Consider the following 24,863-nt stretch of genomic DNA (forward strand, 5'->3'; position numbering starts at 1 on the left):
CCCGGGTGCGGGAGACTGTGCGCGACGATTCCGCCAGACGTGGAAGTAGGAGCCGAAGTCCGTGTCCGTCAGTAGTGAACTGCCCGCCGACCTGACCGAACTCACCCGAGCGACGCTGCCGCAGGACTGGACCGACCTCGACCGCAGGGCGGTCGACACGGCGCGGGTGCTGGCCGCGGACGCGGTCCAGAAGGTCGGCAACGGCCATCCCGGCACGGCGATGAGCCTGGCCCCGGTCGCGTACGCGCTCTACCAGCGCGTGATGCGGCACGACCCGACCGACCCGCACTGGATCGGCCGCGACCGGTTCGTGCTGTCCGCCGGTCACTCCAGCCTCACCCAGTACATCCAGCTGTTCCTCTCCGGCTACGGCCTCGAGCTCGACGACCTCAAGGCGCTGCGCACCTGGGGCTCCAAGACCCCGGGTCACCCGGAGGTGAACCACACCAAGGGTGTCGAGATCACCACCGGCCCGCTGGGCCAGGGCCTGGCCTCCGCGGTCGGCATGGCGATGGCCGCGCGCCGCGAGCGGGGCCTGTTCGACCCCGAGGCCGCGCCGGGTGCGAGCGCCTTCGACCACCACGTGTTCGTGATCGCCTCCGACGGTGACATCGAGGAGGGCGTGACCAGCGAGGCGTCGTCGCTCGCGGGCCGCCAGGAGCTCGGCAACCTCACCGTCATCTACGACGACAACAAGATCTCCATCGAGGACGACACCGCCGTCGCCCTGTCGGAGGACACCGCCAAGCGGTACGAGTCCTACGGCTGGCACGTGCAGGTCGTCCTCGGCGGCGAGAACGTCACCGGGATCCTGGCGGCGCTCGAGGCCGCGAAGGCGGAGACCGGGCGCCCGTCGTTCATCCTGCTGCGCACCGTGATCGGCTTCCCCGCGCCGACGCTGCAGAACACCGGCAAGGCGCACGGCGCGGCGCTGGGCACCGACGAGGTCGCGGCGGTCAAGAAGATCCTCGGCTTCGACCCGGAGCAGACCTTCGAGGTCGCGCCCGAGGTGCTCGCGCACGCCCGCGAGGTCGTCAAGCGCGGCGAGGCGGCGCACGCCGAGTGGCAGAAGTCGTTCGACGCGTGGAAGGCCGCCAACCCGGAGCGGCACGCGCTGCTGGTCCGGGCGCAGGCGTACGAGCTGCCCGATGGCTTCGACGAGGCCCTGCCCAGCTGGGAGCCCGACTCGAAGGGCCTGGCCACCCGCAAGGCGTCCGGCGAGGTGCTCAACGCCATCGGTGGGCTGCTGCCCGAGCTGTGGGGTGGTTCGGCCGACCTGGCCGAGAGCAACAACACCACCATCAAGGGCGCCGACTCGTTCGGCCCGCCCTCGGCGAAGACCGCGCACTGGAACACCACCCCGTACGGCCGCACGCTGCACTTCGGCGTCCGCGAGCACGCCATGGGCTCGATCCTCAACGGCATCGTGCTGCACGGCCCGACCCGCCCGTACGGCGGCACGTTCCTGGTGTTCAGCGACTACATGCGGCCCGCGGTCCGGCTCGCCGCGCTGAGCAAGCTCCCGGTCACCTACGTGTGGACGCACGACTCGATCGGGCTCGGCGAGGACGGTCCGACCCACCAGCCGGTGGAGCACCTGGCCGCCCTGCGCGCCATCCCCGGCCTGATCGTGTTGCGCCCGGGTGACGCGAACGAGACCGCCGCCGCGTGGCGCGCGACCCTCTCGCAGCACGACGCCCCGGTCGGACTCGCGCTCACCAGGCAGAACCTGCCGGTGCTCGAGGGCACCAAGGAGAAGGCCCGCGAGGGTGTCGCCAAGGGCGCCTACGTCCTGCGCGACACCGAGGGCACGCCGGACATCGTGCTGCTCGGCACCGGTTCCGAGCTGCAGATCGCCGTCGAGGCCGCTGACGTGCTGGCCAAGGACGGCGTGGCCGCCCGGGTCGTCTCGGTTCCCTCGATCGAGCTGTTCGACGCCCAGGACCAGGCATACCGCGAGTCGGTCCTGCCGCCGTCGGTCAAGGCGCGCGTGGTGGTCGAGGCCGGGATCGCCCAGCCGTGGCACCGGTTCACCGGCGACGCGGGCGAGATCGTGTCCATCGAGCACTTCGGCGCGTCCGCGGACTACCAGACCCTCTACCGCGAGTTCGGCATCACCACCGAGGCCGTCGTCGCGGCGGCCAAGCGCTCCATCGACAAGACTGGAGGCGACAAGTGACCGACATCCTCAAGCAGCTCTCCGACGCCGGGGTCTCCGTCTGGCTGGACGACCTGTCCCGCGAGCGGCTGACCTCCGGCAACCTCGCCGAGCTGATCCGGGACAAGCACGTGGTGGGCGTCACCACCAACCCGACGATCTTCGCCGGTGCGCTGTCCGACGGTGAGGCGTACGACGCGCAGGTCCGCGAGCTGGCCGCGCGCGGCGCGGCGCTGGCGGAGGTGGTCCGCGAGCTGACCACCACCGACGTGCGCAACGCCTGCGACCTGTTCCGCGACGTGCACCAGCGCAGCGGCGGCGTCGACGGCCGGGTCTCCATCGAGGTGGACCCGGGCCTGGCGCGCGACACCGACGCCACCGCGGCCGAGGCGCTCGACCTGTGGAAGACCGTGGACCGGCCCAACCTGCTGGTGAAGATCCCGGCGACCGAGGAGGGCCTGCCCGCGATCACCAGGACCCTCGCCGAGGGGGTCAGCGTGAACGTGACGCTGATCTTCTCCGTCGAGCGGTACCGGGCGGTCATGGACGCCTACCTGGCCGGTCTGGAGCAGGCCAAGGCCAACGGGCACGACCTGCGCTCGATCCACTCCGTCGCGTCCTTCTTCGTGTCCCGTGTGGACTCCGAGGTGGACAAGCGGTTGGACGAGATCGGCACCGACGAGGCCAAGGCGCTGCGCGGACAGGCAGCCGTGGCCAACGCCCGCCTGGCGTACGCCGCGTTCCTGGAGGTCTTCGCGGGCCCGCGCTGGGACGCCCTGGCCGCGGACGGCGCGAACCGGCAGCGTCCACTGTGGGCGTCGACCGGGGTGAAGAACCCGGACTACTCCCCCACGCTGTACGTCGACCAGCTGGTGGTGGCCGACACGGTCAACACCATGCCGGAGAAGACGCTGCACGCGGTGGCCGAACACGGCAAGATCACGGGTGACACCGTCACGGGCACCGCCGACGCTGCCCAGGCGGTCTACGACCGGCTCAGCGCGGTCGGGATCGATGTCGCCGACGTCTACCGCGTCCTCGAGACCGAGGGTGTGGAGAAGTTCGACAAGTCGTGGGCCGAGTTGCTCGAGACGGTCCAGGGCCAGCTAGACACAGCCAAGAGCTAGGGACCCAGGAGAGGCTGACGCCGCAGATGGCAGCGCACCCCGGAGAAGTCGCAATTTCCATCGTTGACGAGCGGCTCGCCGAGGAGGCGGCCCCGCTCGTGCGTCAACTGGTCGAGGACCGGGTGGCGTCCCGGCTCACCGCGCAGGACCCCACGCTGTGGGGCCCTGACGCCGAGTCGGAGGCGCGCGTCCGCCTCTCCTGGACCTCCTTGGCGACCAGTTCGCGCCCGTTGCTCGCCGAGATCGACGCCCTGCGCGCGGAGTTGGCCGCCGAGGGCATCGACCGGGTGGTGCTGGCGGGCATGGGCGGCTCGTCGCTCGCCCCCGAGGTCATCACCGCCACCGCAGGCGTACCGCTGGTCGTGCTGGACACGACCGACCCCGGCCAGGTCGCCGACGCGCTCGCGGGCGAGCTTGCCCGTACCGTGCTGGTGGTGTCGTCCAAGTCCGGGTCCACTGTGGAGACCGACAGCCACCGGCGGGTCTTCGCGGCGGCCTTCGCCGAAGAGGGCCTCGACCCGGCGCGGCACATCGTCGTGGTCACCGACCCCGGCTCCCCGTTGGAGAAGACGTCGGTGGAGGCCGGGTACCGCAGGGTGTTCCAGGCCGACCCGGACGTGGGTGGCCGCTACTCGGCGCTGACCGCGTTCGGCTTGGTGCCTGCCGGGCTCGCGGGCGCGGACGTGGCCGGCCTGCTCGACGATGCCGAGGCCGCGGTGGGCGTCCTGTCGGCCGACAGCGACGACAACCCGGCGCTCGTGCTGGCCTCGGCGTTGGGCGCGGCGCACGCGCGCGGTGCGGAGAAGGTCGTGCTCGCCGACACCGGGTCCGGCATCAAGGGCTTCGGCGACTGGGCCGAGCAGCTGGTGGCCGAGTCGACCGGCAAGGGCGGCACCGGTCTGCTGCCGGTCGTCGTGGAAACCCCGCAGTCGCCCGGGTTCTCGAACGCGGGCGACGACGCGACCGCGGTGTCGATCGGCTCGCCTGCCGACGGTGCCGTGCTCGGCACCACCGGCACGCTCGGCGGGCTGATCCTGCTGTGGGAGTACGCCACGGCGGTGGTCGGCAGGCTGCTGGCCATCAACCCGTTCGACCAGCCGGACGTGGAAGCGGCGAAGAAGGCGGCGCGCGCGCTGCTGGACTCGTCGGACTCCGCCGCCCCGGCGCCCGCGTTCGTCTCCGGCCCGGTCGAGGTTCACCCGTCCGGGGGTTTGTTGCCGGAGGGGACGGACTCGCTGGCAGGCGCGGTGCACGCGCTGCTCGCCGCCGCCCCGGCCGCCGGGTACGTGTCGGTGCAGGTCTACCTCGACCGGCTCGACGACGCCTCCGCGGTGCTGCTGCGCACGCAACTGGCCCGCTCGTCCGGGCTGCAGACCACCTTCGGGTGGGGGCCGCGGTTCCTGCACTCGACCGGGCAGTACCACAAGGGCGGGCACCAGAACGGCGTGTTCCTGCAGATCACCGGCGCGGTGGAGCAGGACATCGCGGTGCCGGAGCGCCCGTACACCCTCGGCGGTCTCCAGCTGGCGCAGGCGTTGGGCGACGGGCAGGTGCTCGCCGACCACGGCAGGCCGGTGCTGCGGCTGCACTTCACCGACCGCGCGGCCGGGCTGGCGCGCCTGGTCGAGGCGCTGGCGGAGGTCGGCCGGTGACCCGCGCCTGGGTGAACCCGCTGCGCGACGAGCGGGACAAGCGGCTGCCGCGCATCGCGGGGCCGTGCGGGCTGGTGATCTTCGGCGTGACCGGGGACCTGTCGCGCAAGAAGCTGATGCCCGCGATCTACGACCTGGCCAACCGCGGCCTGCTGCCGCCCGGCTTCTCGCTGGTCGGGTTCGCCCGCCGGGAGTGGGAGGACCAGGACTTCGGGCAGGTGGTGTACGAGGCGGTCAAGCAGCACGCCCGCACCCCGTTCCGGGAGCAGGTGTGGGACCGCCTCGCCGAGGGGTTCCGGTTCGTGCAGGGCACCTTCGACGACGACGCCGCGTTCGACAAGCTGGCCGAGACCGTCGCCGAGCTCGACGAGCTGCGCGGCACCAGCGGCAACCACGCGTTCTACCTGTCGATCCCGCCCGGCGCGTTCCCGGTGGTGACCCAGCAGCTGGCCCGCTCCGGCCTGGCCAAGCCGCAGCGCGCCGACCAGTGGCGGCGGGTGGTGATCGAGAAGCCGTTCGGCCACGACCTGGCCAGCGCCCGGCAGCTCAACAAGATCGTCAACGACGTGTTCCCCGAGGACTCGGTGTTCCGCATCGACCACTACCTCGGCAAGGAGACGGTGCAGAACCTGCTGGCGCTGCGCTTCGCCAACCAGCTGTTCGAGCCGATCTGGAACGCCAACTACGTCGACCACGTGCAGATCACCATGGCCGAGGACATCGGCCTCGGCGGTCGCGCCGGGTACTACGACGGCATCGGCGCCGCGCGGGACGTGATCCAGAACCACCTGCTGCAACTGCTGGCGCTGACCGCGATGGAGGAGCCGGTCTCCTTCCGCCCCAAGGCGTTGCGCACCGAGAAGTCCAAGGTGCTCGAGGCGACCAAGGCGGTGGGTCCGTTCGGCGAGACCTCCGCGCGCGGGCAGTACCTCGGCGGCTGGCAGGGCGGGCAGAAGGTGCCCGGTCTGCTGGAGGAGGAGGGGTTCGACAAGAACTCCACCACCGAGACCTACGCGGCGATCACCTTGGAGGTGAACACCCGCCGCTGGGCCGGGGTGCCGTTCTACCTGCGCACCGGCAAGCGGTTGGGCCGCAGGGTCACCGAGATCGCGGTCGTGTTCAAGCGCGCCCCGCACCTGCCCTTCGACGACACCGCCACCGAGGAACTGGGGCAGAACGCCCTGGTGGTGCGGGTGCAGCCGGACGAGGGCGTGACCATGCGGTTCGGCTCGAAGGTGCCGGGCAACGCGATGGAGGTCCGGGACGTGTCCATGGACTTCAGCTACGGGCACTCGTTCACCGAGTCGTCCCCGGAGGCGTACGAGCGGCTGCTGCTCGACGTGCTGCTCGGCGAGCCGTCGCTGTTCCCGGTCAACCAGGAGGTCGAGCTGTCCTGGGAGATCCTGGAGCCGGTGCTCAAGCACTGGAAGACCACCGGCAAGCCCGAGGGTTATCCGTCGGGCACGTGGGGTCCGGAGTCCGCTGAGAAGATGCTTTCCCGTACCGGCCGTCATTGGAGGCGCCCGTGAGCGCCGCCCGAGTCCCGCACCCCGGCTGCCGACCGGGTGCGGGTGTCCCGCGATCGCACAGGAGGCGACCGTGATCATCGACCTGCCCTCGACCACCACCTCGCAGGTCAACTCGAAGCTGGTGCACCTGCGCGAGCAGGGCGGCGCGACCACCCTGGGCCGGGTGCTGACCCTGGTGATCGTCACCGACGACGGCGCCAAGACCGAGGACGCGATCGACGCGGCCAACGACGCCAGCCGGGAGCACCCGTGCCGGGTGATCGTGGTCGCCAGGGGCGCGCGCAAGGCGGCGGCCCGGCTGGACGCGCAGATCCGGGTCGGCGGGGACGCCGGTGCCAGCGAGGTGCTGGTGCTGCGGCTCTACGGCGCGCTCGCCGACGCCGGTGCCAGTTGTGTGATCCCGCTGCTGCTGCCGGACGCGCCGGTCGTGGCGTGGTGGCCGTTCGAGGCGCCCGCCCGGCCTGCCGACGACCCGATCGGGCGGCTGGCGCAGCGCCGGATCACCGACTCGGCCGCCGAGCGCAACCCGATCAAGGCGTTGGAGGTCCGGCAGAAGCACTACGCCGAGGGTGACACCGACCTGGCGTGGACCAGGTTGACGCTGTGGCGCGCGGTGCTGGCCGCCTCGCTGGACCTGCCGCCGTACGAGAAGGTCACCGACGCGACGGTGACCGGTGAGGCCGACTCGCCGTCGACCGACCTGCTGGCCGGGTGGCTGGCGGCGCGGCTGAACGTGCCGGTGCGCCGGGTGAAGGCGGCCAACGGGCAGGGCATCGTGTCGGTGGCGCTGGAGCGCAAGTCCGGTCCGGTGGAGCTGCTGCGGCCCGACGGCAAGGTGGGCACGCTGACCCAGCCCGGCCAGCCCGCCCGCCGGGTGGCGTTGCAGCGGCGCGAGGTCCGCGACTGCCTGTCGGAGGAGCTGCGCAGGCTCGACCCGGACGAGCCCTACGAGGAGACCCTCAAGGGGCTGGCGAAGGTCGTGCGCGGGCGCACGCCGGTGAAGACGCCGACGAAGGCCCCGGCCGCCCCGGACGACACCCCGGTGGTGACGGCGGCCGACGCCGAGGCCGCGCTGACGGCCAAGGACTCCGGCGGCGCGGCCGCGAAGAACGGGGCCGGGAAGACGAGCGCGGCGAAGAAGCCGCGCGCCGCGGGTTCCACCAGGGCGCCCGCCAGGGCGGGCAAGGGGAAGTCATGAACCGCGTGATCGTCTACACCGACCCACCGCTGCTGGCCAGCGCCACGGCGGCCCGGCTGGTCACGGCCATCACCGACCTGCAGGCCACCCAGCCCTCGGTCGCGATCGCGCTGACCGGCGGCCGCACCGGCACGGCGGTGTTGGAGCACCTGCGGGTGAACACGGCGGCGACCGCGATCGACTGGTCCACTGTGGACATCTTCTGGGGTGACGAGCGGTTCCTGCCCGGCAAGCACCCGGACCGCAACGAGACCCAGGCCAGGGCCGCGCTGCTGGACCACATCAAGATCCCCAAGGGCCGCATCCACGCGGTGGCCCCGTCCGACGGCCCGTACGGCGACGACGCCGAACTGGCCGCGGCCGCCTACGCCAAGGAACTCGACGGCGTCACGCTGGACATCCTGCTGGCCGGGGTCGGCGAGGAGGGGCACACGCTCTCGGTGTTCCCGGACTCCCCCGCCGTCCACGAGACCGAGGCCACGGTCGTCGCGGTCCGCGACTGCCCGAAGCCGCCGCCGGTCCGCATCTCCCTCACCCTCCCGGCCGCCCGCCAGGCGTCGCAGGTGTGGCTGATGACCACGGGCACCAGCAAGGCCGAGGCGGTCACCACCGCGCTGTCCGGGGCGTCCGAAGTGGACCTCCCGGCGGCGGGCGCGCAGGGCCGCGAGCTGACCCTCTGGCTGCTGGACAAGGCAGCCGCGGGGCGCTGACAGTCCACACACGACAGTGGCCGCACCTCACTTCGAGGTGCGGCCACTGTCGTTGCGGAGCGAGCGCCCACAAGCCGCTCACAGGCTCCCGCGACGGTCGTGTCGCCCAAGCGGTGGCGAACTCGCCAGGTCGGGGACGATGCCGGGCGGGGATGAGGGGGTGGGTGGCGGGAGGAGTTAACGGAGCCCGTTGCGCTTGGCTACGGAGATCAGCAGGTCGGGGTCGTCGGAGATGAGGCCGTCGACGCCGAGGTCGATGACGTGCTGGATGGTGGGCTCGTCGTTGACGGTGTAGGGGACCACCTTGAGGCCCTTGCGGTGCAGGCCCGCGATGTCGGGGCCGTGGAAGTAGGACGGGTCCTGGCGCAGGTACCAGTCAGGGCTGACCACGGTGCCCTGGGCGGGGTCGTGGACCTGCCAGTTGGCCGAGACGGTCGAGGCGCCGGACTGGCGGACCAGCTTGGCCAGGTCGCGCGACTTCCACCAGTCGAGGCCGCCGGTCCACGGGGACTTGACCGCGGGGTTGCCGTAAGCGGCCTGCAGGGAGCACTCGTCGGCGACGGTGGCGCACTCGGCTGGGCCGTACTGCCACACCAGGGCGACGGTCTCCAGGCGGGGCTGGATCCGCTTGGACAGCTCGATGGTGCGCCAGTCGAACGACTGCAGGGTGGTGCGGCCGATCACGGTGGCGCGGCTGATCTCGCCGACCACCTTGCGGGTGAACACCTCGTACGGCGCGGTGTCGTCGGCGGTGGGGCTGATCTTGGTCTCGATGTTGAACCGGATGTCGGAGCGGACCCTGGCCGCGGCGAACACCTCGGCCAGCGTCGGGATCCGCTCACCGGGCACGGCGACCTGGCGCGGGAACTCGGCGAGCGTCTTGGAGCCGCAGTCGAGGGTCTTGACCTGCGCGAGGGTCAGGTCGCGCACCCGCTTGCCCACGTACGGGAACTCCGGGTCGCCGGGGCGGACCGGGGCGGTGTCGACGCAGTGCGAGCCGTTGATGGTGCGGTCGTGGATGACGACGACGGCGCCGTCCTCGGTGATGCCGGTGTCAAGCTCCAAAGTGGACACGGCGGGGTTCGCCAGTGCGTAGCGGAAGGCGGCGAGGGTGTTCTCCGGGCGGACGGCGCGCGCGCCGCGGTGGCCCTGGACGTCGAACGGGGAGGCGTACGCCTTGGGCAGGCGGTAGCCGCGCTGGGCGAGCAGGCCGCGCAGCAGGTCGGGGTAGTCGGTGATGAGACCGTCCACGCCGTCGTCGATCAGCTTGGCCATGGTGGGGACGTCGTCGACGGTCCACGGGATGACCTTGACGCCGTTGCGGTGGGCGTGGCGCACGAGGTCGGCGGTGACGTACGGGCGGTAGCCGGGGTCGTTGACGGTGCCGCCCTGGGGGAAGCCGTGCACCGGGGAGAACGCGGTGGCGCCGAAGGTCTTGATGGCCTTGATCGGGTCGCCGCCGAAGTCGTCGATGTCCAGACCGCCGAGCCACGGGGACTTGCCTGGCTGACCGGTCTGCAGGAAGTCGTAGTTGGTCAGCGCGACGACGGGCAGCCGGGGCGCGACCTGGCGCATGCGGATCAGCGAACCCCAGTCGAAGCTCTGGATGCTCACCCGGCGCGACACCCCGGCGGCCTGGACCTCCCGCGCGGTGATCTGGACGAACTTCTCCCGCGGCGCGGTCTCCTGCGGGGCGCCCGCCTCGACCTTGGTCTCGATGTTGAACCGCACGTCGTCGGCGCCGTAGCGCTCGACCAGCGCGAAGACCTCGCTCAGCAGCGGGATCCGCGACCCGGGGGTCAGCTCCTGGCGCGGGAACCCGGCGAGCGGGGTCGAGCCGCAGTCCAGGGTCTTGACCTGGGCGAGGGTGAGGGTGTTGACGTACTTGCCGACGTAGGGGAACTCCGGGTCGCCCGCGGTGGCGGGGGCGGTGTCGCGGCACTTGCGGCCGTCGACGCGGCGGTCGTGGGTGACCACCGCCTGGTCGTCCTCGGTGATCTGCACATCGAGCTCCAGGGTGCTGACACCCAGGCGCAGCGCGTTGCCGAAGGAGCTCAGGCTGCTCTCCACCCGCAACCCGAGCCCACCGCGGTGCGCCTGCAGGTCGAACTCACGCTGGTGCGGGTGCGCGGCGGCCACACCGGGCACCGCGGCCGCGACGGCCAACACCGCCACCGCCACCACACCGGCGCGCACGAACAGAGAAGGGGTCGTCATGGCCGGATCCTGACAACCCAAAGGAGACACCCCATGACCCCCGGATGACCCCCAGCCGAACGCCCGACCGCCACCACCCGCGATCACCCCACCGACCTGCGATCCCCCGCAGAACCCGCCCGGCACCCCTCAACCCAGGCGCACCTCAGCCCAGCGACCGGCCGCCACCCAACGGAACCCGTCCCGGAAAGCGAGCCCCCAGCACGTCCACCATCGTCGTCGCCTTCACCGCCGTCTCCTCGAACTCCGCCGCCGGGTCCGACAGGGCGATGATCGCGCCGCCCACGCCGAACGACACCTGGCCGTCGCGCAGCACCATGGTCCTGATCACGACGCTGAGGTCGGCGGCGCCGGTGAGGGAGAAGTAGCCGATGGCGCCGGAGTAGATGCCGCGGGGGCCTTGTTCGAGGCGGTCGATGATCTGCATCGTGCGCTCCTTCGGGGCGCCGGTCATGGAGCCGCCGGGGAAGGCGGCGCGGACGCAGCGCACCGCCGACACGCCCTCGGCGAGGCGGGCGCGGACGGTGCTGACCAGTTGGTGGACCGTGGGGTAGGTCTCGACCTCGAACAGGCCGGGGACCTCGACGGAGCCGATCTCGGCGTAGACGCCGAGGTCGTTGCGGACGAGGTCGACGATCATCAGGTTCTCGGCGTGGTCCTTCTCCCCGGTCGCCAGGTCGTGGCGCAGCCGCTCGTCCTCGGCGGGGGTCGCGCCGCGCGGGCGGGTGCCCTTGATCGGCTGGGACTCCACGGTGCCGTCGGCGGTGATGGCCAGGAACCGCTCGGGTGAGGTGCTCAGCACCGACAGGCCGCCCAGGCGCAGCAGCGCGCCGTAGCGGGCCGGGTTGGCGCGGCGCAGGACCCGGTAGGTGTCCCACGGGTCGATGTCGGCGGACCCGGTCAGCTCGTTGGTCAGGCACACCTCGTAGGTCTCGCCGTCGCCGATCGCGCGTTGGCACTCGGCGATCATCGCGAGGTACTCGGGCCGGTCGTGCCGCGCGGTCAACTCGACCTCTATTGCCGGGGACACCGGTAGCGCCAACGCGGGCACCCGCTCCAAACGAGCAGCGGTAGCGCTAAGCCATTCCTCATCACCGGCAAGTGCGAGGAGGTAGACCTCACCCGTCTCGTGGTCGAAAGCGAGCGCCCGGTCGGCGAAGACCACCTGGGCGTCCGGGTCGGGCGCGCGGTGCGCCCGGTCGCCGCCGCACTCGGCCTTCAGCTCGTAGCCGAGGTAGCCGACCCAGCCGAGGGCGAAGTCGAACGGCAGCGGCGGCGCGGTCACCGGGTGCGCGGCGAGGTCGGCGTCGAGCCAGTCGAGGAACCCGCTCTCGACCACCGCCACTCCCCCGGCGCTGGTGATCGTCACCGTGCCCGCGGCCAGGTCGGCGGTGGCGACCCTGGCCAGTGGGCCGCTCGCGTCGCCGAGGAAGGAGAATCGCCCGTCCGCGGCGCTGTCCAGCCAGAACGCGTGCGCCGAGTCCCCGTACAGCTCGGCGAAGACCTCCTCGGCGGTGACCGCGACCGTGGTCCGCGTGACCACCACCCCGGCCACCGGCTCGGGCGCCACTACCGGCGGCGCGGGCACGGGGGCCGACCGGACCGCGACCGACTCCCGGGGGTGACGGGTCCACCACTGCCTGGTCATCGCCTCGAAGTTGGCCAGCAGGTCGACGCCGTGCTCGGTCGCGACCGACTCGGGGTGGAACTGCACGCCCCAGGCCGGGCGTCCCCGGTGCCGGACCCCCATCAGCACACCGTCGTCGCTCCACGCCGTTGCCTCTAGAGCGTCCGGCAGGTCTACCGCGGCAAGAGAGTGGTATCGCACGACTCGCATCGGAGAGGGCAAACCGTGGAACAGATCCCGCCCGTCGTGGTGTACCTCTGACAGCCGCCCGTGTCGCACCTGCGGGGCGTGCTCGACGCGCGCGCCCGCGAGGAGGCAGAGCCCTTGGTGACCGAGGCACACCCCCAGCAGCGGCTGCCGCGCGGCCGCGAGCACGGCCCGGCTGAGACCGAAGTCACCGGGCACGCCAGGATGACCGGGACCGGGGGAGATGACCACGTTGTCGAAGTCGACCAGACCGCCGAGGTCCCAGTCCTCGTCGTTGCGCACCACCGTTGGCCTGGCACCGTCGAGGCGGGCGAGTGCCTGGTAGAGGTTGTAGGTGAAGGAGTCGTGGTTGTCGACGATGAGCGTGCGCACCTGGCGTGCCGCCTCCCCTCTGCTCCGATCGGGCACCGTGCGTTTGCTCCCGCACAGTTGTTGGGCGGGCGCCGTCCCGGAGCCGGTGTTGTCTGTCTTGATGGGTGACGACACACCACACACCGACCCACCCCCGCGACGCCGCGACCCGGCTCCGCTGGCGAAGCACCGTGCGGCAGGTCGTCGCAGGAAGGGCGTTCCATGCCACAGCGCCGGAGCGGCCCGGCCCAGGACCGGGAGAATGGTAGCGCCCGCGGTGGCGTCCCCTCCCAGCGCGCGGGCGGGCACGACCGGTCCCGGGTGGCGGCGAACCCCGACCCGGGTGACGTCGTCGCCGCGGATCCCGGTCCGGGCGCGGGAGGGGGCGCGGACGTGCGGACGCCCATGCTGACCCCCGACAGCGTCGGCCCGGAGGCCCGCCCCGAGAGCACCGAGCCGCCCCAGCGCCGGTCCCGGCTCACCGCGGGCACCCTGCCCCGGTTGCGCTTACCGCTCGCGTTGGCCCGCTTACGCGAACGCAAGGCGGTTCGCGACCTGGGTTCGGACGCGCTGGCCCTGATCGTCGCCGCGCTCGACGTGTACGCGGGGATGAGCGGGGACGCCGCGTGGTACTCGCACTGGCTGTCCTGGCTGACGCTGCCCGCGATGCTGCTGCGCAGGCACGTGCCGCTGGTGGCGCTGCTGATCACCATCCCCGGCTTCCTCGCGGGCTGGGCCCAGCTCTCGGCGATGATCGCGCTGGGCACGCTGGCCAGGCGGCACCTGATCAGCTGGCAGACCGCGGTGGGCGCGGCGCTGGTCGGGATCAGCAGGTTCATGCTGTGGCCGTGGTCGGCGTTCCTGGACCTGACCTGGCGCGAGCACCTGCGCGACGTGGTCTACGGGGTGCTGGTGGCGGGCATGCCGGTGGCCATCGGGCTGCTGTTCGCGGTGCGCCAGGAGCTGTCCACCCGGCTCAAGGAACTGGCCCGCAGCCGGGAGCGGGAGAAACGGCTGCACGCGGCGACGGTGCGCTCGGCGGAGCGGGCGAAGCTGGCCAGGGAGATGCACGACGTGGTCTCCCACCAGGTGACGCTGATCGCGATGCAGGCGGGCGCCATGCAGGTCGACGTGCGCGACCCGGCCACCAGGGAGGCCGCGGAGACCATCCGGTCGCTGAGCACCAAGACCCTGGAGGAGCTGCGCGAACTGGTCGGGGTGCTGCGCTCCGGGGTGGACGACGACGAGGCCCAGCCCGGCCTGGAGGACATCGCCGACCTGACCCAGGGCGCCGACATCCGGCTGTCCATGGACGCCTGCCCGGCCGACACGCCCGGCCCGGTGTCGCGCGCGGCCTACCGGACGGTCCAGGAGGCGCTGACCAACGTGCGCAAGCACGCGGCCGGCTCGTGGACCTCGGTCCGGGTGGTCGCCGACGCGGACGCCCTGGTCGTGGAGATCCGCAACGACCCGCCGCGGCGGCGGCACGTGGGCACCCTGCCCTCGGGCGGCCACGGCCTGCTGGGGCTGCGTGAACGGGCCGGGTTGCTCGGCGGCAGCTTCCACGCAGGGCCCACCGACAACGGGGGTTTCGAGGTCAGGGCCAGGTACCCGCTGGCGGACTGACCGGCCCGATAGCGCAATCGGGGCATGTCGGTGCGTTCGCCTCAACTTCCACCACCACCCGCCGAAGGGCCTGGCGATCGGAGCCAAGACCCGCGGTGAATCCGCGCGAGTGGAACGGTGGCACATGCTGAAGCGAATCTCGGACCTGCGGGTCGGTGTCAGGGTAGGCGCGGCGATGGCCGTGCTGCTGGTGCTGCTGGCGGCACTGGCGACGGTCGCGGTGTCGGGCATGGAGCGCGAACGCGAGTCCGCGAACGAGATCGCCAGGGCCAGGCAGCTGACCCAGTTGGCGATGCAGGTCAAGTTCCGGTCCGGTGACTTCAACGGCTGGCAGACCGCCTACGCCTTCGACGTGATGCGGGCGGTGCCCAACGCCACCGGTGACACGACCGGCGCGCGCGCCACCTTCCTGGCCTCCGCCGAGTCGTTCCGCAAGGAGCTCGCGGCGCTGCAGTCCTTCGGCCTCGACGCCGACCAGACCGCCGACATCACCGCCATCTCCGGGCTGTTCGGCGACTTCATGAAGCTCGACGAGGAGATCGTCGGCGACTACCGCTCCGGCGCGTGGGCCGACTACCTCAAGGCCAACGAACTGGTCGCGGTCGACGAGATCGAGATCTTCAACAAGATCGCCGCGCGGATCGACGTGCTGGTCCAGGACGTGGAGGCCGAGTCGGCCGCGGCCATCGCGACGGCAGGTACCCGCGCCAACGAGGGCGTGCTCACCACCATCCTGCTGGCCATCGCCGCGTTCCTCACCGGTGCCGGGCTGACCGTGCTGCTGGTGCGCTCGATCACCAAGCCGCTGAGCAGGCTGCGCGCCGGGCTGGCCGGGATCGCCGGTGGCGACCTGACCCAGCGCATCGAGCAGGGCCGCGCCGACGAGCTCGGCGAGGTCGCCAACGGCTTCAACCTGCTCGCCGAGCGCACCCAGGAGCTCATCGGTCGGGTCGCCGCCCGCGCCGAGGAGGTCGCCGGGGCGTCCAGCGAGCTGACCACCGTCAGCGGCAAGCTCGCCGAGACCGCGGGCGAGACCAGCCTGGAGGCCAACTCGATCAACGAGACCGCCACCGACGTGTCCAACATGGTCACCGCCATGGCCAGCGCCTCGGAGCAGATGCGCGCCGCGATCGACGAGATCACCCAGAACGCCAGCCGCGCCGCCGACGTCGCCACCGACGGTGTCCGCGACACCGAGACCGCCAACCTGGCCGTCGCCGCCCTGGGTGAGGCCACCGCCGAGATCGGCGCCGTGGTGAAGCTGATCAGCTCCATCGCCGAGCAGACCAACCTGCTGGCCCTCAACGCCACCATCGAGGCGGCCCGCGCAGGCGAGTCCGGCAAGGGCTTCGCCGTGGTCGCCGGTGAGGTCAAGGAACTGGCCCAGCAGACCGCCACGGCCACCGAGGACATCATCCGCCGGATCAAGGCCATCGAGCAGGGCAGCGCGGAGGCCACCTCGGCCATCCACCAGATCGGCCAGGTCGTCAGCTCCATCTGCGACACCCAGACCGTCATCGCCGCCGCCGTCGAGGAGCAGACCGCCACCACCGCCGAGATGAGCCGCAACGTCCACGAAACCGCCAACGCCGTCGTCCAGATCGGCAACGGCATCGGCGGCCTCGCCACCGCCACCGAGGACACCAGCTCCGCCGCCAGCGCCGCCAAGCGCACCGCGGAGACCCTGAGCGAGGCTTCCGCCGACCTCCGCACCCTGATCAGCGCGTTCCGCTACTGATCCCCGCTCGAAGGCTGCCCCGCGTTCCTCGTGAACGCGGGGCAGCTGTCTGTCTTGCCTGGTGTGGGTGGGTGGGTTATCCACAGCCTGTGGTTCGCTGGGAGCGGTCTGTCGGTGGCTCTCGGTGCCCTACGACACCCGGGCAGAACCGCAAAGCAGGGGCCGAAAAGCAGGCCCTGCCGCGAACGACGCTACGTGTGCCGTCCCCCCACAAAACAAGTCCACCTACTTTTGGTCTTATGGTGCTAGTCCATGATCACCTTTTGTGGACCAGAACGGCCCCCCGTGTCAGGGTTGACGTGCGGTTTCTCGGGTAGACTGGTGTCGTTGGCACGCGTTGTGCGTCCGGTCGTCGACACGCTGGGTGAGACTCGTTGCGCTGCCCTGCCCACACCTGCGGCGTTCAACAGTCAGTGTCGGACGCCAGCCCAAGCCGCAAACCCAGCCACTGTGTCGATGCTGCGCATCTGCTGGCCAAGCAGGGTGCGCACCGTCTCGTGAACCATCGCATGATGTCGCGTCTGTTCCGGTGCGATCCTTCTAGCGCGATCAAGGGCCGTCAGCGACTTGTTGCGATCGCCGTTGTAGAGGTAGCCGCGGGCGAGGTCGATGAAGTAGTGCCCAGCGCGCTCTCGGGGAGTCCTTCGGGAATTCGGATGTTGGCTGATCGCCGCACTGCCTCAGCGCCGTTGCACAACTCCACGGCGAGTCCCACGCTCCAGATGTCCACGTTGGTTGGACCAAAGCACAGGCGGTAATCGTCTCGATCAGTGCCGATGCGCTGCGTCGTCTCGCGCGCCTCCGTCAGGTGTGCATCTGCCAACTCCTGGTTGCCAGCACGTGCGGCAGCCAACCCGGACTTGAGGTGAAGATTCCCCCACATGGCGAGGGTTGCCGGATCGGAGCCTCCTACCTGCGCCTCAAGGCTTGCGCGGCTCTTGTCCAGCAGCACGAGGGCGGTGTCCCAGTCGGCCGTGCCGATCAGTCCACCTGCTCGCTGGTAGTCCCCAACAAGAACAGCCAACTGGTCGCCGGACTGCGCAGCTGCCCACTCGTACCGATCGACCGCGAGAGACGACAGATCAACGTACCCGAGTTTATAGGCATACTGAGACGAGGCGTAGTAAGCCTCAGCCAACAAGCTGAATACCCGCTCGCGCTCGGCGCCTGCGCTGCGCTGCCATCTTAGGCGCAGCGCATAGAGAAGACTGGGTAGGCGGGAACCCAATTGGTCGAATGCAACGGCGTGTCGTAGCTCAGAAACGTGCGAGACCCGGGCCGCCAAGTCTGCGAACGAGTCAAGCTCGTGGATATTGCCCGCGTCCTGCTTGTAGGCCGACAATTCACGTCGAAGCGGGCCGATCCCGCTGTGAGACTGGTATCCCGTTTTGCCGTCAGGGCGCAAAGGAAGACTCATCAACTCGGCAGCACCCGTACCGAGAGCGCGGGACACGGCGGCAATGAACGCGGGCGACGGTGGCGCCGCTCCAGTCTCACCTTCTTCAAGAGGCTGAGTGAGACGGCTGACACTGCCGCCAGCTTGCGCTGTGCCCAGTTGAGCGCCTTCCGTCTCAGCGCGACTGCCGCGCTGACACCTTCGGTCGGTAGGGCATCCAATCCGGGATCGTCCAAATGGCCCATCGCTTGCCTCCTAGTGGCTTCTGATTGTTCGGCCGGATGGGGCACCTGGCAAGACGCAACTTCGAGCCCGCCCGGCGGCTAGCAAGGTCGAGTCTGCTAGTCGTCGGGCATCCACGAGCAGGGCTTGACCTAGATGACCTGCACACAACTAGGTCTCGCTCGGACCGCCCCGCGGCAGCATCCCCTGGCTGCATGCGGGTGGCGGGACGGCTTGATCCCGGCAAGCGCCGGGTATTGCCGATCGCGCTCAAGCCGGGTTCGCGCGGAGTCCCCTACCGCGCGAACCCGGTCAGTTGGTGCCGGTTGCATCTCGCGTGCGCAATCGCTTGAACCGCAAAGACCCATTTGATGTCAGCTCGCCCATATGGCACCTTAGCGGCAAATTCGAAAAGGTGGTGACGGCGATCGAGAGCTTCCATCCTGCCAACTTAGAAGCAACCGATTCTCGCTTTGCCGGGGTTCTGCGTGCTGTCTGACGCGTTCGACTGTGTCACACGTATGGTCACGGCGCGACCACCCGAAAAGCGGTAGACCTCCCACTATTTCGCCACAAGCCTAGTCAACGATGACGAGAGGAGGTGAAGAAACATGGAGGAGCAATTGGTCATCCGCGTTGCCGACCTGCCCGCAGTGCAGGGGCGGTTCGACGCCGCACAGGGCGACCCGTCCAAGGACGGCGGCGGTGACGGTCACGGCGACGCGGGCGGCGACGGCCTGAACATGCCCGAGGCCGACTAGTTCTATCGCAGGGGCAGGCTGGCCCAACGTCGTGCTGGCCTGCCCCTGCGTCCAACGACAGGGAGACACCCTATGGACCATCGCCTGGTATCAGCGATAGAGAAGGCCCTGGGCTGGAACGGAGCCCAGCTACTGGGAAAGGAGTTCGCACGGGGAACGATCCCGGACACGGACCTGTGTTTGCGCCTTCTGACCCCGACCAACCTGCTCGACACCATGATGCGGCGCAGCCTCGCCATCCCTCAACTCCGCTTCTTCAAGGCAGGCAAGGAGCTCCACCCCGACGCCTTCCTGACCGACGCTGTGACCCGCCGCGGGCAAAGCACCTCGATGGCGAACATGGACCGCGTCGGGCGGCTGATCAAGGACGGCTGCACCATCGTGCTCGACTCGTTCGACACGTTCGACCCCACGATGGAGGCGGCTTGCCGAGCCTTGCAGTGGTGGGCGCACGAACTGGTACAGGTCAACACCTACCTCACTACCCACGACGCGGCGGGATTCAATCTCCACTGGGACGACCACGATGTACTGATCTTGCAGCTCAGCGGCGACAAGTCATGGGAGGTGCGTGGCGCGTCTCGCGAGGTCCCGATGTATCGCGACTCCGAGGCCAACCGCACGCCGAGTGAGGAGCTGGTCTGGTCGGGCACCATGAGCCCAGGCGACGTCATGCACATCCCTCGTGGGTACTGGCACCAGGCCACCCGAACCGACCGGGGCGCGGGACACAGCCTCCACATCACGTTCGGTTTCGTTAACCGCACAGGTGTCGACTGAATCAGCTGGCTCGCGGACCAGTCCCGAGAGAACCCGCTTTTCCGCACCGATCTGGCTAAGTGGGGAGACGGAGTCGCGAAGGCGGAGCAGGCCGCCTCCCTTGCGTCGGCCATCCCTGACATGCTCGCGAAGTTCGAGCCGCGAGAGTTTCTCTGGCGTCGCCTGGCGAACCGACCTCCACACCGTCACGTGCGCACGTTCGGCACATTCGGTCCCGCCGAGGACATCGTGTGCGTCACCGAGTTCCCGCCGAGCATCCAGGTGGCCGACGACCGGATCGTGGTGCGCGCGGCAGGCAAGGAGATGGAACTGGCCAAGACCGCCGAAGTAGCGATCCGCCTTCTGCTGTCAGGTAACCCCGTGAACCTCGCTGAGGCGAACCACACGATAGGACCGGAGGTCGGAAAGCTGGCTGAGGTCTTCCTGAACGCCGGACTGTGCGGCGAACTCACCGCGGAGTTGGCGAGCGGGTACCAGGGCCTGACCCCGCACCCGAGATCAGGTTGAACGAAGCTCGACCAGCAGATCGTCCGCCGCCGCCTGCGCGGCCTCCGACAGCGGAGTCGATTCCCCGCGCCGGGCGGCGACGCGGACCGCATTCGCGCACTGGAGCAGTTGCGCGAGTTTTCCCGATCGGGTCGTCATGTCGTCAGCGAACTCACGACGAACCCGATCCGCAACGGCCCTGTTCGGCAGAGAAGCCTGCCACAGGCACGACGCGTCGAGCCCCCTTGGACCCGCACCCCAATCCTCCCAGTCGAGCAGGTGACCATCGGTGGTGAGGTTCCCCCAGTGGACGTCGGTGTGCGCGGTCGCCCATTCATCGACATGGGTGTCGACATCGCCGAAGACTTCAGTGATACGGTGGGTGAGGTGTTTCTGGCTCATCCCGACGCGTTCGGTGGTGTGCGCTCCCAACGCGTCCAATGATTCCCGCAGGCTCGTCCACCATGAGTCCGGCAGCGCCCCCGCTTCCTCGCTGGTGGCGACAATCGGCGAAGTGACCAGTTCGACCTCGTCAGCGCGCCAGACGACGTCCCGATCATGATCGACCCAAGTGGCGCCTTGGAACCACTCGGGCTTCTTCACCCCACGGATGGTCGCGGCGGCCTCGAGACCGACCCACACCGCACTGTTGATCCGCAGCCGCCCACGGCGCTCCACGCGGACCCAAGTACCCCCCGTCGTGCGGAAGCCCTCAGTTGCGCCGTAGATCCCGTAAACGACGGAAGCTCTGTCGAGAACGACGTCGAGCGTCCGCTCGACTCGATCCAGGACGTCCGCGTGCGGGTTAACCCGCACGTCAAAGACGGGATTGGGTTCGAAGCCAATCGGTTGAGCGATGCTCACTGGGTACCCTTCGAAGTCGACTGGCGCCGCCCACATCTTGCACTACCAGCACCTGCATGGTTACGACGGGTATAACCACCCGAGCGCTAGATCGTGACCCACGTCACGCACATAAGGCGCAAGTTGACTCCACCCCTCGAGCAGCCCCACCACAGCAAACAGCCCCGCGTCCACCAGGACACGGGGCCATCGGCACTACCCACCACACCGTCTCGCCCCGGAGGGCGTCAAGCTCAGCCCTCGCGCCTCGCGCGCAGCTTCGCCAGCGCCTCCGCCAGGATCGCCTCACCGTCAGCGTCGGAGCGGCGCTCCTTGACGTAGGCGAGATGGGTCTTGTAGGGCTCGTTGCGGGGCGCCTTCGGTGGCGCCTGCTCGTCCAGGCCCGCTGGGAGGCCGCAGCGCGGGCAGTCCCAGGATTCCGGCTTCTCGGCCTCCAGCGCGAAGGACGGCCGCGACTCGTGGCCGTTGGCGCACCAGTAGGACACCCGCTGCCGAGGCGCGGACTCCCCGCGCTCGGACTCACCCATGGGACCAGCACCGACCCGGGTACCCCGGATCGCGTTACCACCGGCCATTGACGTTCACACCCCCACCACGTGGTCGGACGCGGGGCTGTGCCGCGTCCGTCGCTCTCTTCATGGACCGCCGAACCGCCTGCGCGGGGTTCAGCTGATCTTGACCAGCAGGCCGAGGCCGACGACGCAGATGATCCACACCGCGCCGACGAACAGGGTGACCCGGTCCAGGTTCTTCTCCACGACGCTGGACCCGGACAGGCTCGACTGCATGCCGCCGCCGAACAGCGAGGACAGACCGCCACCGCGGCCGCGGTGCAGCAGCACCAGCAGGATCAGCAGAAGGCTGGAGGCGATCAGAGCGATCTGCAGCGTCAGAATCATCGGGTCCTCGCGGTCGTGTGGTTGAGACCTCAGATTACCCGGTGACCCGCCCGTGTTCGACCACCGCCCCGACGTGGCGTGCCCAGCCCGTTACCAGTTTCCCCGCGACCGGCATCGACCGAGGCGTCCGCACGTGCACCTGCATGTACGCAGAAATGCGACAGGGCGCCGGGATGACTCATTCCCGACGCCCTGACCTGCGAGAACAGCGTTACGGCAGCGGTCCGCCCGCGGCCATCGCGCACAGTTTCGTGAACTCGTCGGCCTGCAGGCTCGCGCCGCCGACCAACGCGCCATCGATGTCGTCCTGGGCCACCAACTCGCCGATGTTGCCCGATTTCACCGACCCGCCGTAGAGCACGCGGACGGTACCGGCGACCTCGTCGCCGTACTTCTCGGCCAGCGCGGCCCGCAGCGCGCCGCAGACCTCCTGCGCGTCGGCCGCGGTGGCGACCTTGCCGGTGCCGATCGCCCAGACCGGCTCGTAGGCCACGACGACCTTGGCGACCTGCTCGGCCTTGAGCCCCTTGAGACCGGCGACGAGCTGCGCGACGCAGTGCGCCACGTGCTCGCCCGACTCGCGGACCTCCAGCCGCTCACCCAGGCACAGGATCGGCGCGACACCGTGCTTGAGGGCGGCCTTGACCTTGGAGTTCACCAGTTCGTCGGTCTCGGCGTGGTACTCGCGCCGCTCCGAGTGCCCCACGGTGACGTAGGAGCAGCCGAGCTTGGCCAGCATCAGGCCGGACACCTCACCGGTGTAGGCACCGGAGTCGTGGCGCGAGATGTCCTGGGCGCCGTAGCGCAGGAGCAGCTTGTCGCCGTCGACCATGGTCTGGATCGACCGGATGTCGGTGAACGGCGGCAGCACCGCCACCTCGACCTTGGCGTAGTACTTCTCCGGCAGCGAGAAGGCGATCTTCTGCACCAGGGAGATGGCCTCGAGGTGGTTGAGGTTCATCTTCCAGTTGCCCGCGACGAGCACCTGCCTGGCCATCAGCCACCCACCCCGGTCTCGATGACCTGGACGCCGGGCAGGTCCTTGCCCTCGAGGAACTCCAGCGACGCTCCCCCACCGGTGGAGATGTGCGAGAACCCGTCCTCCGGCAGCCCGAGCAGCCGGACCGCGGCGGCCGAGTCGCCGCCGCCGACCACCGAGAAGGCGTCCGCGGCGACGATCGCCGCGGCGACGCCCCTGGTGCCCTCGGCGAACGGGGCGAGCTCGAACACGCCCATCGGGCCGTTCCAGAACACCGTGCCCGCGCCCGCGATGACCTCGCTGTAGCGCTCGACGGTGATCGGCCCGATGTCGAGGCCCTTCCAGCCCTCGCGGATGTTGGCCGCGAGCACGGTGTGGGTGTTGGCGTCGGCGGCGAACGCGTCGGCGATCACCACGTCGGCCGGGAGCAGGATCTTCTCCGGGTGCTCGGCGAGCAGCCGCTTGCAGGTGTCGATCATCTCGGCCTCGAGCAGCGAGTCACCCACCCCGAGCCCCTCGGCGGCGAGGAAGGTGAAGCACATGCCGCCGCCGACCAGGATCGCGTCCACCTTGGGCAGCAGCGACTCGATGACGGCGAGCTTGTCGGAGACCTTCGAGCCGCCGAGCACCACCACGTACGGGCGGGCCGCGTCGCCGGTGAGCTTGCGCAGCACCTCGACCTCGGCGAGCACCAGGCCACCGGCGTAGGCCGGGAGCTTGGTGGCCACGTCGTAGACCGATGCCTGCTTGCGGTGCACCACGCCGAACCCGTCGGAGACGAACGCGTCGGCCAGCGCGGCGAGCTCGTCGGCGAGCGCGTCCCGCTCCGCGGCGTCCTTGCTGGTCTCGCGCGGGTCGAACCGCACGTTCTCCAGCAGGGCGACATCACCGTCGGCGAGGCTCGCGGTGGTGGCCGCCGCCGACTCGCCTGCCACGTCGGTGGCCAGGGCGACCGGGCGGCCGAGCAGCTCACCGAGCCGCTCGGCGACCGGGGCGAGCGAGTACCTGGCCTCGGGCGCGCCCTTGGGGCGGCCCAGGTGCGCGGCGACGATCACCCGGGCACCGGCCTCGGCGAGGCGGGTGATGGTGGGCAGCGACGCGCGGATCCGGCCGTCGTCGGTGATCACGTCACCGTCGAGCGGGACGTTGAGGTCGGCGCGCACGAGCACGCGCCGACCGGACACGCCCTCGGCGAGCAGGTCGTCGAGAGTCTTCACCCCGGGACCCCTCTACAGCTTCGAGGCGACGAGCGCGGTCAGGTCGGCGAGGCGGTTGGAGTAGCCCCACTCGTTGTCGTACCAGCCGACGACCTTGACCAGGTTCCCGCTGACCTTGGTCAGCGGCGCGTCGTAGATGCACGACGCCGGGTCGGTGACGATGTCGGCGGAGACGATCGGGTCGGTGTTGTAGCGCAGGATGCCCTTGAGCGGGCCGTCGGCGGCGGCCTGGTAGGCGGCCTGGACCTCGTCGAGGGTCACGTCGCGGCCCAGGGTGACGGTCAGGTCGGTCGCCGAGCCGGTCGGCACCGGGACGCGCAGCGCGTAGCCGTCGAGCTTGCCGTTGAGGTCGGGCAGCACCAGGCCGATCGCCTTCGCGGCGCCGGTCGAGGTGGGCACGATGTTGAGCGCGGCCGCCCTGGCCCTGCGCAGGTCGCTGTGCGGGGCGTCCTGCAGGTTCTGGTCCTGGGTGTAGGCGTGGATCGTGGTCATCAGGCCGCGCTCGATGGTGAACGCGTCGTGCAGGACCTTCGCCAGCGGCGCCAGGCAGTTGGTGGTGCAGGAGGCGTTGGAGATCACCGTCTGCGAACCGTCGTACTGGCCCTCGTTCGCGCCGAGCACCACGGTCAGGTCCTCGCCCTTGGCAGGCGCGGAGATGATGACCTTCTTGGCGCCACCCTCGTCGACGTGCTTGCGGGCGTCGGCGGCCTTGGTGAAGAACCCGGTGGACTCGACGACGACGTCGACACCCAGGTCCTTCCAGGGCAGCTTGCCCGGGTCGCGCTCGGCGAGCGCCTTGATGGTGGTGTCGCCGACCTTGATGCCCTCGGCCACCACCGACACGTCCTGCGGCAGCCTGCCCAGGATGCTGTCGTACTTGAGCAGGTGCGCCATGGTCGCGACGTCACCGAGGTCGTTGAAGGCCACGATCTCGATGTCGTGGTCGCTCGCCTGCACGGCTCGCCAGAAGTTGCGACCGATCCGACCGAAACCGTTGACACCTACGCGAACCGTCACCTGGGTCTCCTCGTTTCTGCGACTGGTTGGCCGGGCCGAACGGGCCCGGCGGAAGCATCCGCCCTCCCAGGAACCCTAGCGTTCACCAGTCCGCGCGCAGGT

The 24,863-nt window shown here is 70.2% G+C and carries 20 protein-coding genes and 1 pseudogene; 11 read left to right on the forward strand and 10 right to left on the reverse strand.

Going from position 1 to position 24,863, the window contains the following annotated elements; all coding sequences use genetic code 11:
• Window positions 1-61: 61 nt before the first annotated feature.
• The 6 genes from tkt (at window position 62) to pgl (ending at window position 8,374) form a co-directional block, all read left to right on the forward strand.
• The gene (tkt, locus tag CLV68_RS18650; protein WP_425454863.1) at window positions 62-2,179 is read left to right on the forward strand and encodes a transketolase; all 2,118 of its coding nucleotides are present in this window, start codon (window positions 62-64) and stop codon (window positions 2,177-2,179) included.
• Window positions 2,176-3,285, forward strand: a complete 1,110-nt coding sequence (gene tal / locus CLV68_RS18655; protein WP_121392095.1) for a transaldolase — start codon at window positions 2,176-2,178, stop codon at window positions 3,283-3,285. Before tkt ends, tal begins: the two co-directional genes overlap by 4 nt.
• 26 nt (window positions 3,286-3,311) lie before the next feature.
• Window positions 3,312-4,937 (forward strand): glucose-6-phosphate isomerase, encoded by a 1,626-nt coding sequence (locus CLV68_RS18660; protein WP_121392096.1) that lies wholly within the window; start codon window positions 3,312-3,314, stop codon window positions 4,935-4,937.
• Window positions 4,934-6,466: a glucose-6-phosphate dehydrogenase gene (gene zwf / locus CLV68_RS18665; RefSeq protein WP_121392097.1), complete on the forward strand. Its 1,533-nt coding sequence runs from the start codon at window positions 4,934-4,936 to the stop codon at window positions 6,464-6,466. Before CLV68_RS18660 ends, zwf begins: the two co-directional genes overlap by 4 nt.
• 70 nt (window positions 6,467-6,536) lie before the next feature.
• Complete coding sequence (gene opcA, locus CLV68_RS18670; protein ID WP_121392098.1) at window positions 6,537-7,664, forward strand: glucose-6-phosphate dehydrogenase assembly protein OpcA; 1,128 nt, start codon at window positions 6,537-6,539, stop codon at window positions 7,662-7,664.
• Window positions 7,661-8,374 (forward strand): 6-phosphogluconolactonase, encoded by a 714-nt coding sequence (gene pgl, locus CLV68_RS18675; protein ID WP_121392099.1) that lies wholly within the window; start codon window positions 7,661-7,663, stop codon window positions 8,372-8,374. Before opcA ends, pgl begins: the two co-directional genes overlap by 4 nt.
• Window positions 8,375-8,551: 177 nt before the next feature.
• Here pgl and CLV68_RS35245 read toward each other — a convergent pair whose 3' ends face one another.
• The 3 genes and pseudogenes from CLV68_RS35245 to pabB all read right to left on the reverse strand — a co-directional run bounded on the left by CLV68_RS35245 (window position 8,552) and on the right by pabB (window position 12,797).
• A complete protein-coding gene (locus CLV68_RS35245; protein WP_246010001.1) occupies window positions 8,552-9,559 on the reverse strand; it encodes a glycerophosphodiester phosphodiesterase family protein in 1,008 nt (335 codons plus the stop codon).
• Window positions 9,545-10,591, reverse strand: a pseudogene (locus tag CLV68_RS35250) (glycerophosphodiester phosphodiesterase family protein); the annotation flags it as partial. The pseudogene CLV68_RS35250 and the gene CLV68_RS35245, both read right to left, overlap by 15 nt.
• 145 nt (window positions 10,592-10,736) lie before the next feature.
• Window positions 10,737-12,797, reverse strand: coding sequence for an aminodeoxychorismate synthase component I (gene pabB / locus CLV68_RS18685; RefSeq protein WP_121392101.1), 2,061 nt, complete (start codon window positions 12,795-12,797; stop codon window positions 10,737-10,739).
• 201 nt (window positions 12,798-12,998) lie between these two features.
• On the opposite strand from pabB, the gene CLV68_RS18690 reads away from it, so the two are divergent.
• Window positions 12,999-14,402, forward strand: a complete 1,404-nt coding sequence (locus CLV68_RS18690; protein ID WP_246009959.1) for a histidine kinase — start codon at window positions 12,999-13,001, stop codon at window positions 14,400-14,402.
• 124 nt (window positions 14,403-14,526) lie between these two features.
• The gene (locus CLV68_RS18695; RefSeq protein ID WP_147460061.1) at window positions 14,527-16,140 is read left to right on the forward strand and encodes a methyl-accepting chemotaxis protein; all 1,614 of its coding nucleotides are present in this window, start codon (window positions 14,527-14,529) and stop codon (window positions 16,138-16,140) included.
• A 559-nt stretch (window positions 16,141-16,699) separates the two neighbouring features.
• On the opposite strand, the gene CLV68_RS33425 is transcribed toward CLV68_RS18695, so the two are convergent.
• Window positions 16,700-17,593 carry a transcriptional regulator gene (locus CLV68_RS33425; protein ID WP_147460062.1) on the reverse strand — a complete coding sequence of 298 codons (894 nt, stop codon included), beginning with the start codon at window positions 17,591-17,593 and terminating at the stop codon, window positions 16,700-16,702.
• 776 nt (window positions 17,594-18,369) lie between these two features.
• On the opposite strand from CLV68_RS33425, the gene CLV68_RS34035 reads away from it, so the two are divergent.
• From CLV68_RS34035 to CLV68_RS35260, 3 genes are all read left to right on the forward strand, one after another.
• Window positions 18,370-18,519, forward strand: coding sequence for a hypothetical protein (locus tag CLV68_RS34035; protein WP_170224438.1), 150 nt, complete (start codon window positions 18,370-18,372; stop codon window positions 18,517-18,519).
• Between the two features lie 72 nt (window positions 18,520-18,591).
• Window positions 18,592-19,299 (forward strand): JmjC domain-containing protein, encoded by a 708-nt coding sequence (locus CLV68_RS35255; protein WP_246009960.1) that lies wholly within the window; start codon window positions 18,592-18,594, stop codon window positions 19,297-19,299.
• A 189-nt stretch (window positions 19,300-19,488) separates the two neighbouring features.
• Window positions 19,489-19,806, forward strand: coding sequence for a hypothetical protein (locus CLV68_RS35260; RefSeq protein WP_246009961.1), 318 nt, complete (start codon window positions 19,489-19,491; stop codon window positions 19,804-19,806).
• Here CLV68_RS35260 and CLV68_RS18705 read toward each other — a convergent pair.
• The 6 genes from CLV68_RS18705 to gap form a co-directional block, all read right to left on the reverse strand.
• On the reverse strand, window positions 19,798-20,649 hold the full coding sequence (locus tag CLV68_RS18705) for a hypothetical protein (protein WP_121392397.1): 852 nt from the start codon (window positions 20,647-20,649) through the stop codon (window positions 19,798-19,800). The two genes, CLV68_RS35260 and CLV68_RS18705, sit on opposite strands and share 9 nt — an antisense overlap.
• A gap of 233 nt (window positions 20,650-20,882) precedes the next feature.
• Entirely contained in the window at window positions 20,883-21,224 is a 342-nt protein-coding gene (locus CLV68_RS18710; protein WP_092780347.1) for an RNA polymerase-binding protein RbpA, read from the reverse strand.
• Between the two features lie 90 nt (window positions 21,225-21,314).
• Window positions 21,315-21,548, reverse strand: coding sequence for a preprotein translocase subunit SecG (secG, locus tag CLV68_RS18715; protein WP_121392104.1), 234 nt, complete (start codon window positions 21,546-21,548; stop codon window positions 21,315-21,317).
• A 211-nt stretch (window positions 21,549-21,759) separates the two neighbouring features.
• Window positions 21,760-22,545, reverse strand: a complete 786-nt coding sequence (tpiA, locus tag CLV68_RS18720; protein WP_121392105.1) for a triose-phosphate isomerase — start codon at window positions 22,543-22,545, stop codon at window positions 21,760-21,762.
• Complete coding sequence (locus CLV68_RS18725; RefSeq protein ID WP_121392106.1) at window positions 22,545-23,744, reverse strand: phosphoglycerate kinase; 1,200 nt, start codon at window positions 23,742-23,744, stop codon at window positions 22,545-22,547. Before CLV68_RS18725 ends, tpiA begins: the two co-directional genes overlap by 1 nt.
• A gap of 12 nt (window positions 23,745-23,756) precedes the next feature.
• Window positions 23,757-24,761 carry a type I glyceraldehyde-3-phosphate dehydrogenase gene (gene gap / locus CLV68_RS18730; protein WP_121392107.1) on the reverse strand — a complete coding sequence of 335 codons (1,005 nt, stop codon included), beginning with the start codon at window positions 24,759-24,761 and terminating at the stop codon, window positions 23,757-23,759.
• Between the last annotated feature and the right edge of the window lie 102 nt (window positions 24,762-24,863).

Origin of the sequence: Actinokineospora cianjurensis, assembly GCF_003663795.1 — a bacterium.
Lineage (GTDB): Bacteria > Actinomycetota > Actinomycetes > Mycobacteriales > Pseudonocardiaceae > Actinokineospora > Actinokineospora terrae.

Coding starts and splice junctions, on each gene's coding strand:
- CLV68_RS18690 (WP_246009959.1), top strand. CDS start 12,999: ATGCCACAGCGCCGGAGCGGCCCGGCCCAGGACCGGGAGAATGGTAGC.
- pgl (WP_121392099.1), top strand. CDS start 7,661: ATGAACCGCGTGATCGTCTACACCGACCCACCGCTGCTGGCCAGCGCC.
- tpiA (WP_121392105.1), bottom strand. CDS start 22,545: ATGGCCAGGCAGGTGCTCGTCGCGGGCAACTGGAAGATGAACCTCAAC.
- CLV68_RS18695 (WP_147460061.1), top strand. CDS start 14,527: ATGCTGAAGCGAATCTCGGACCTGCGGGTCGGTGTCAGGGTAGGCGCG.
- CLV68_RS34035 (WP_170224438.1), top strand. CDS start 18,370: ATGGAGGAGCAATTGGTCATCCGCGTTGCCGACCTGCCCGCAGTGCAG.
- CLV68_RS18710 (WP_092780347.1), bottom strand. CDS start 21,224: ATGGCCGGTGGTAACGCGATCCGGGGTACCCGGGTCGGTGCTGGTCCC.
- CLV68_RS35255 (WP_246009960.1), top strand. CDS start 18,592: ATGGACCATCGCCTGGTATCAGCGATAGAGAAGGCCCTGGGCTGGAAC.
- CLV68_RS18660 (WP_121392096.1), top strand. CDS start 3,312: ATGGCAGCGCACCCCGGAGAAGTCGCAATTTCCATCGTTGACGAGCGG.
- secG (WP_121392104.1), bottom strand. CDS start 21,548: ATGATTCTGACGCTGCAGATCGCTCTGATCGCCTCCAGCCTTCTGCTG.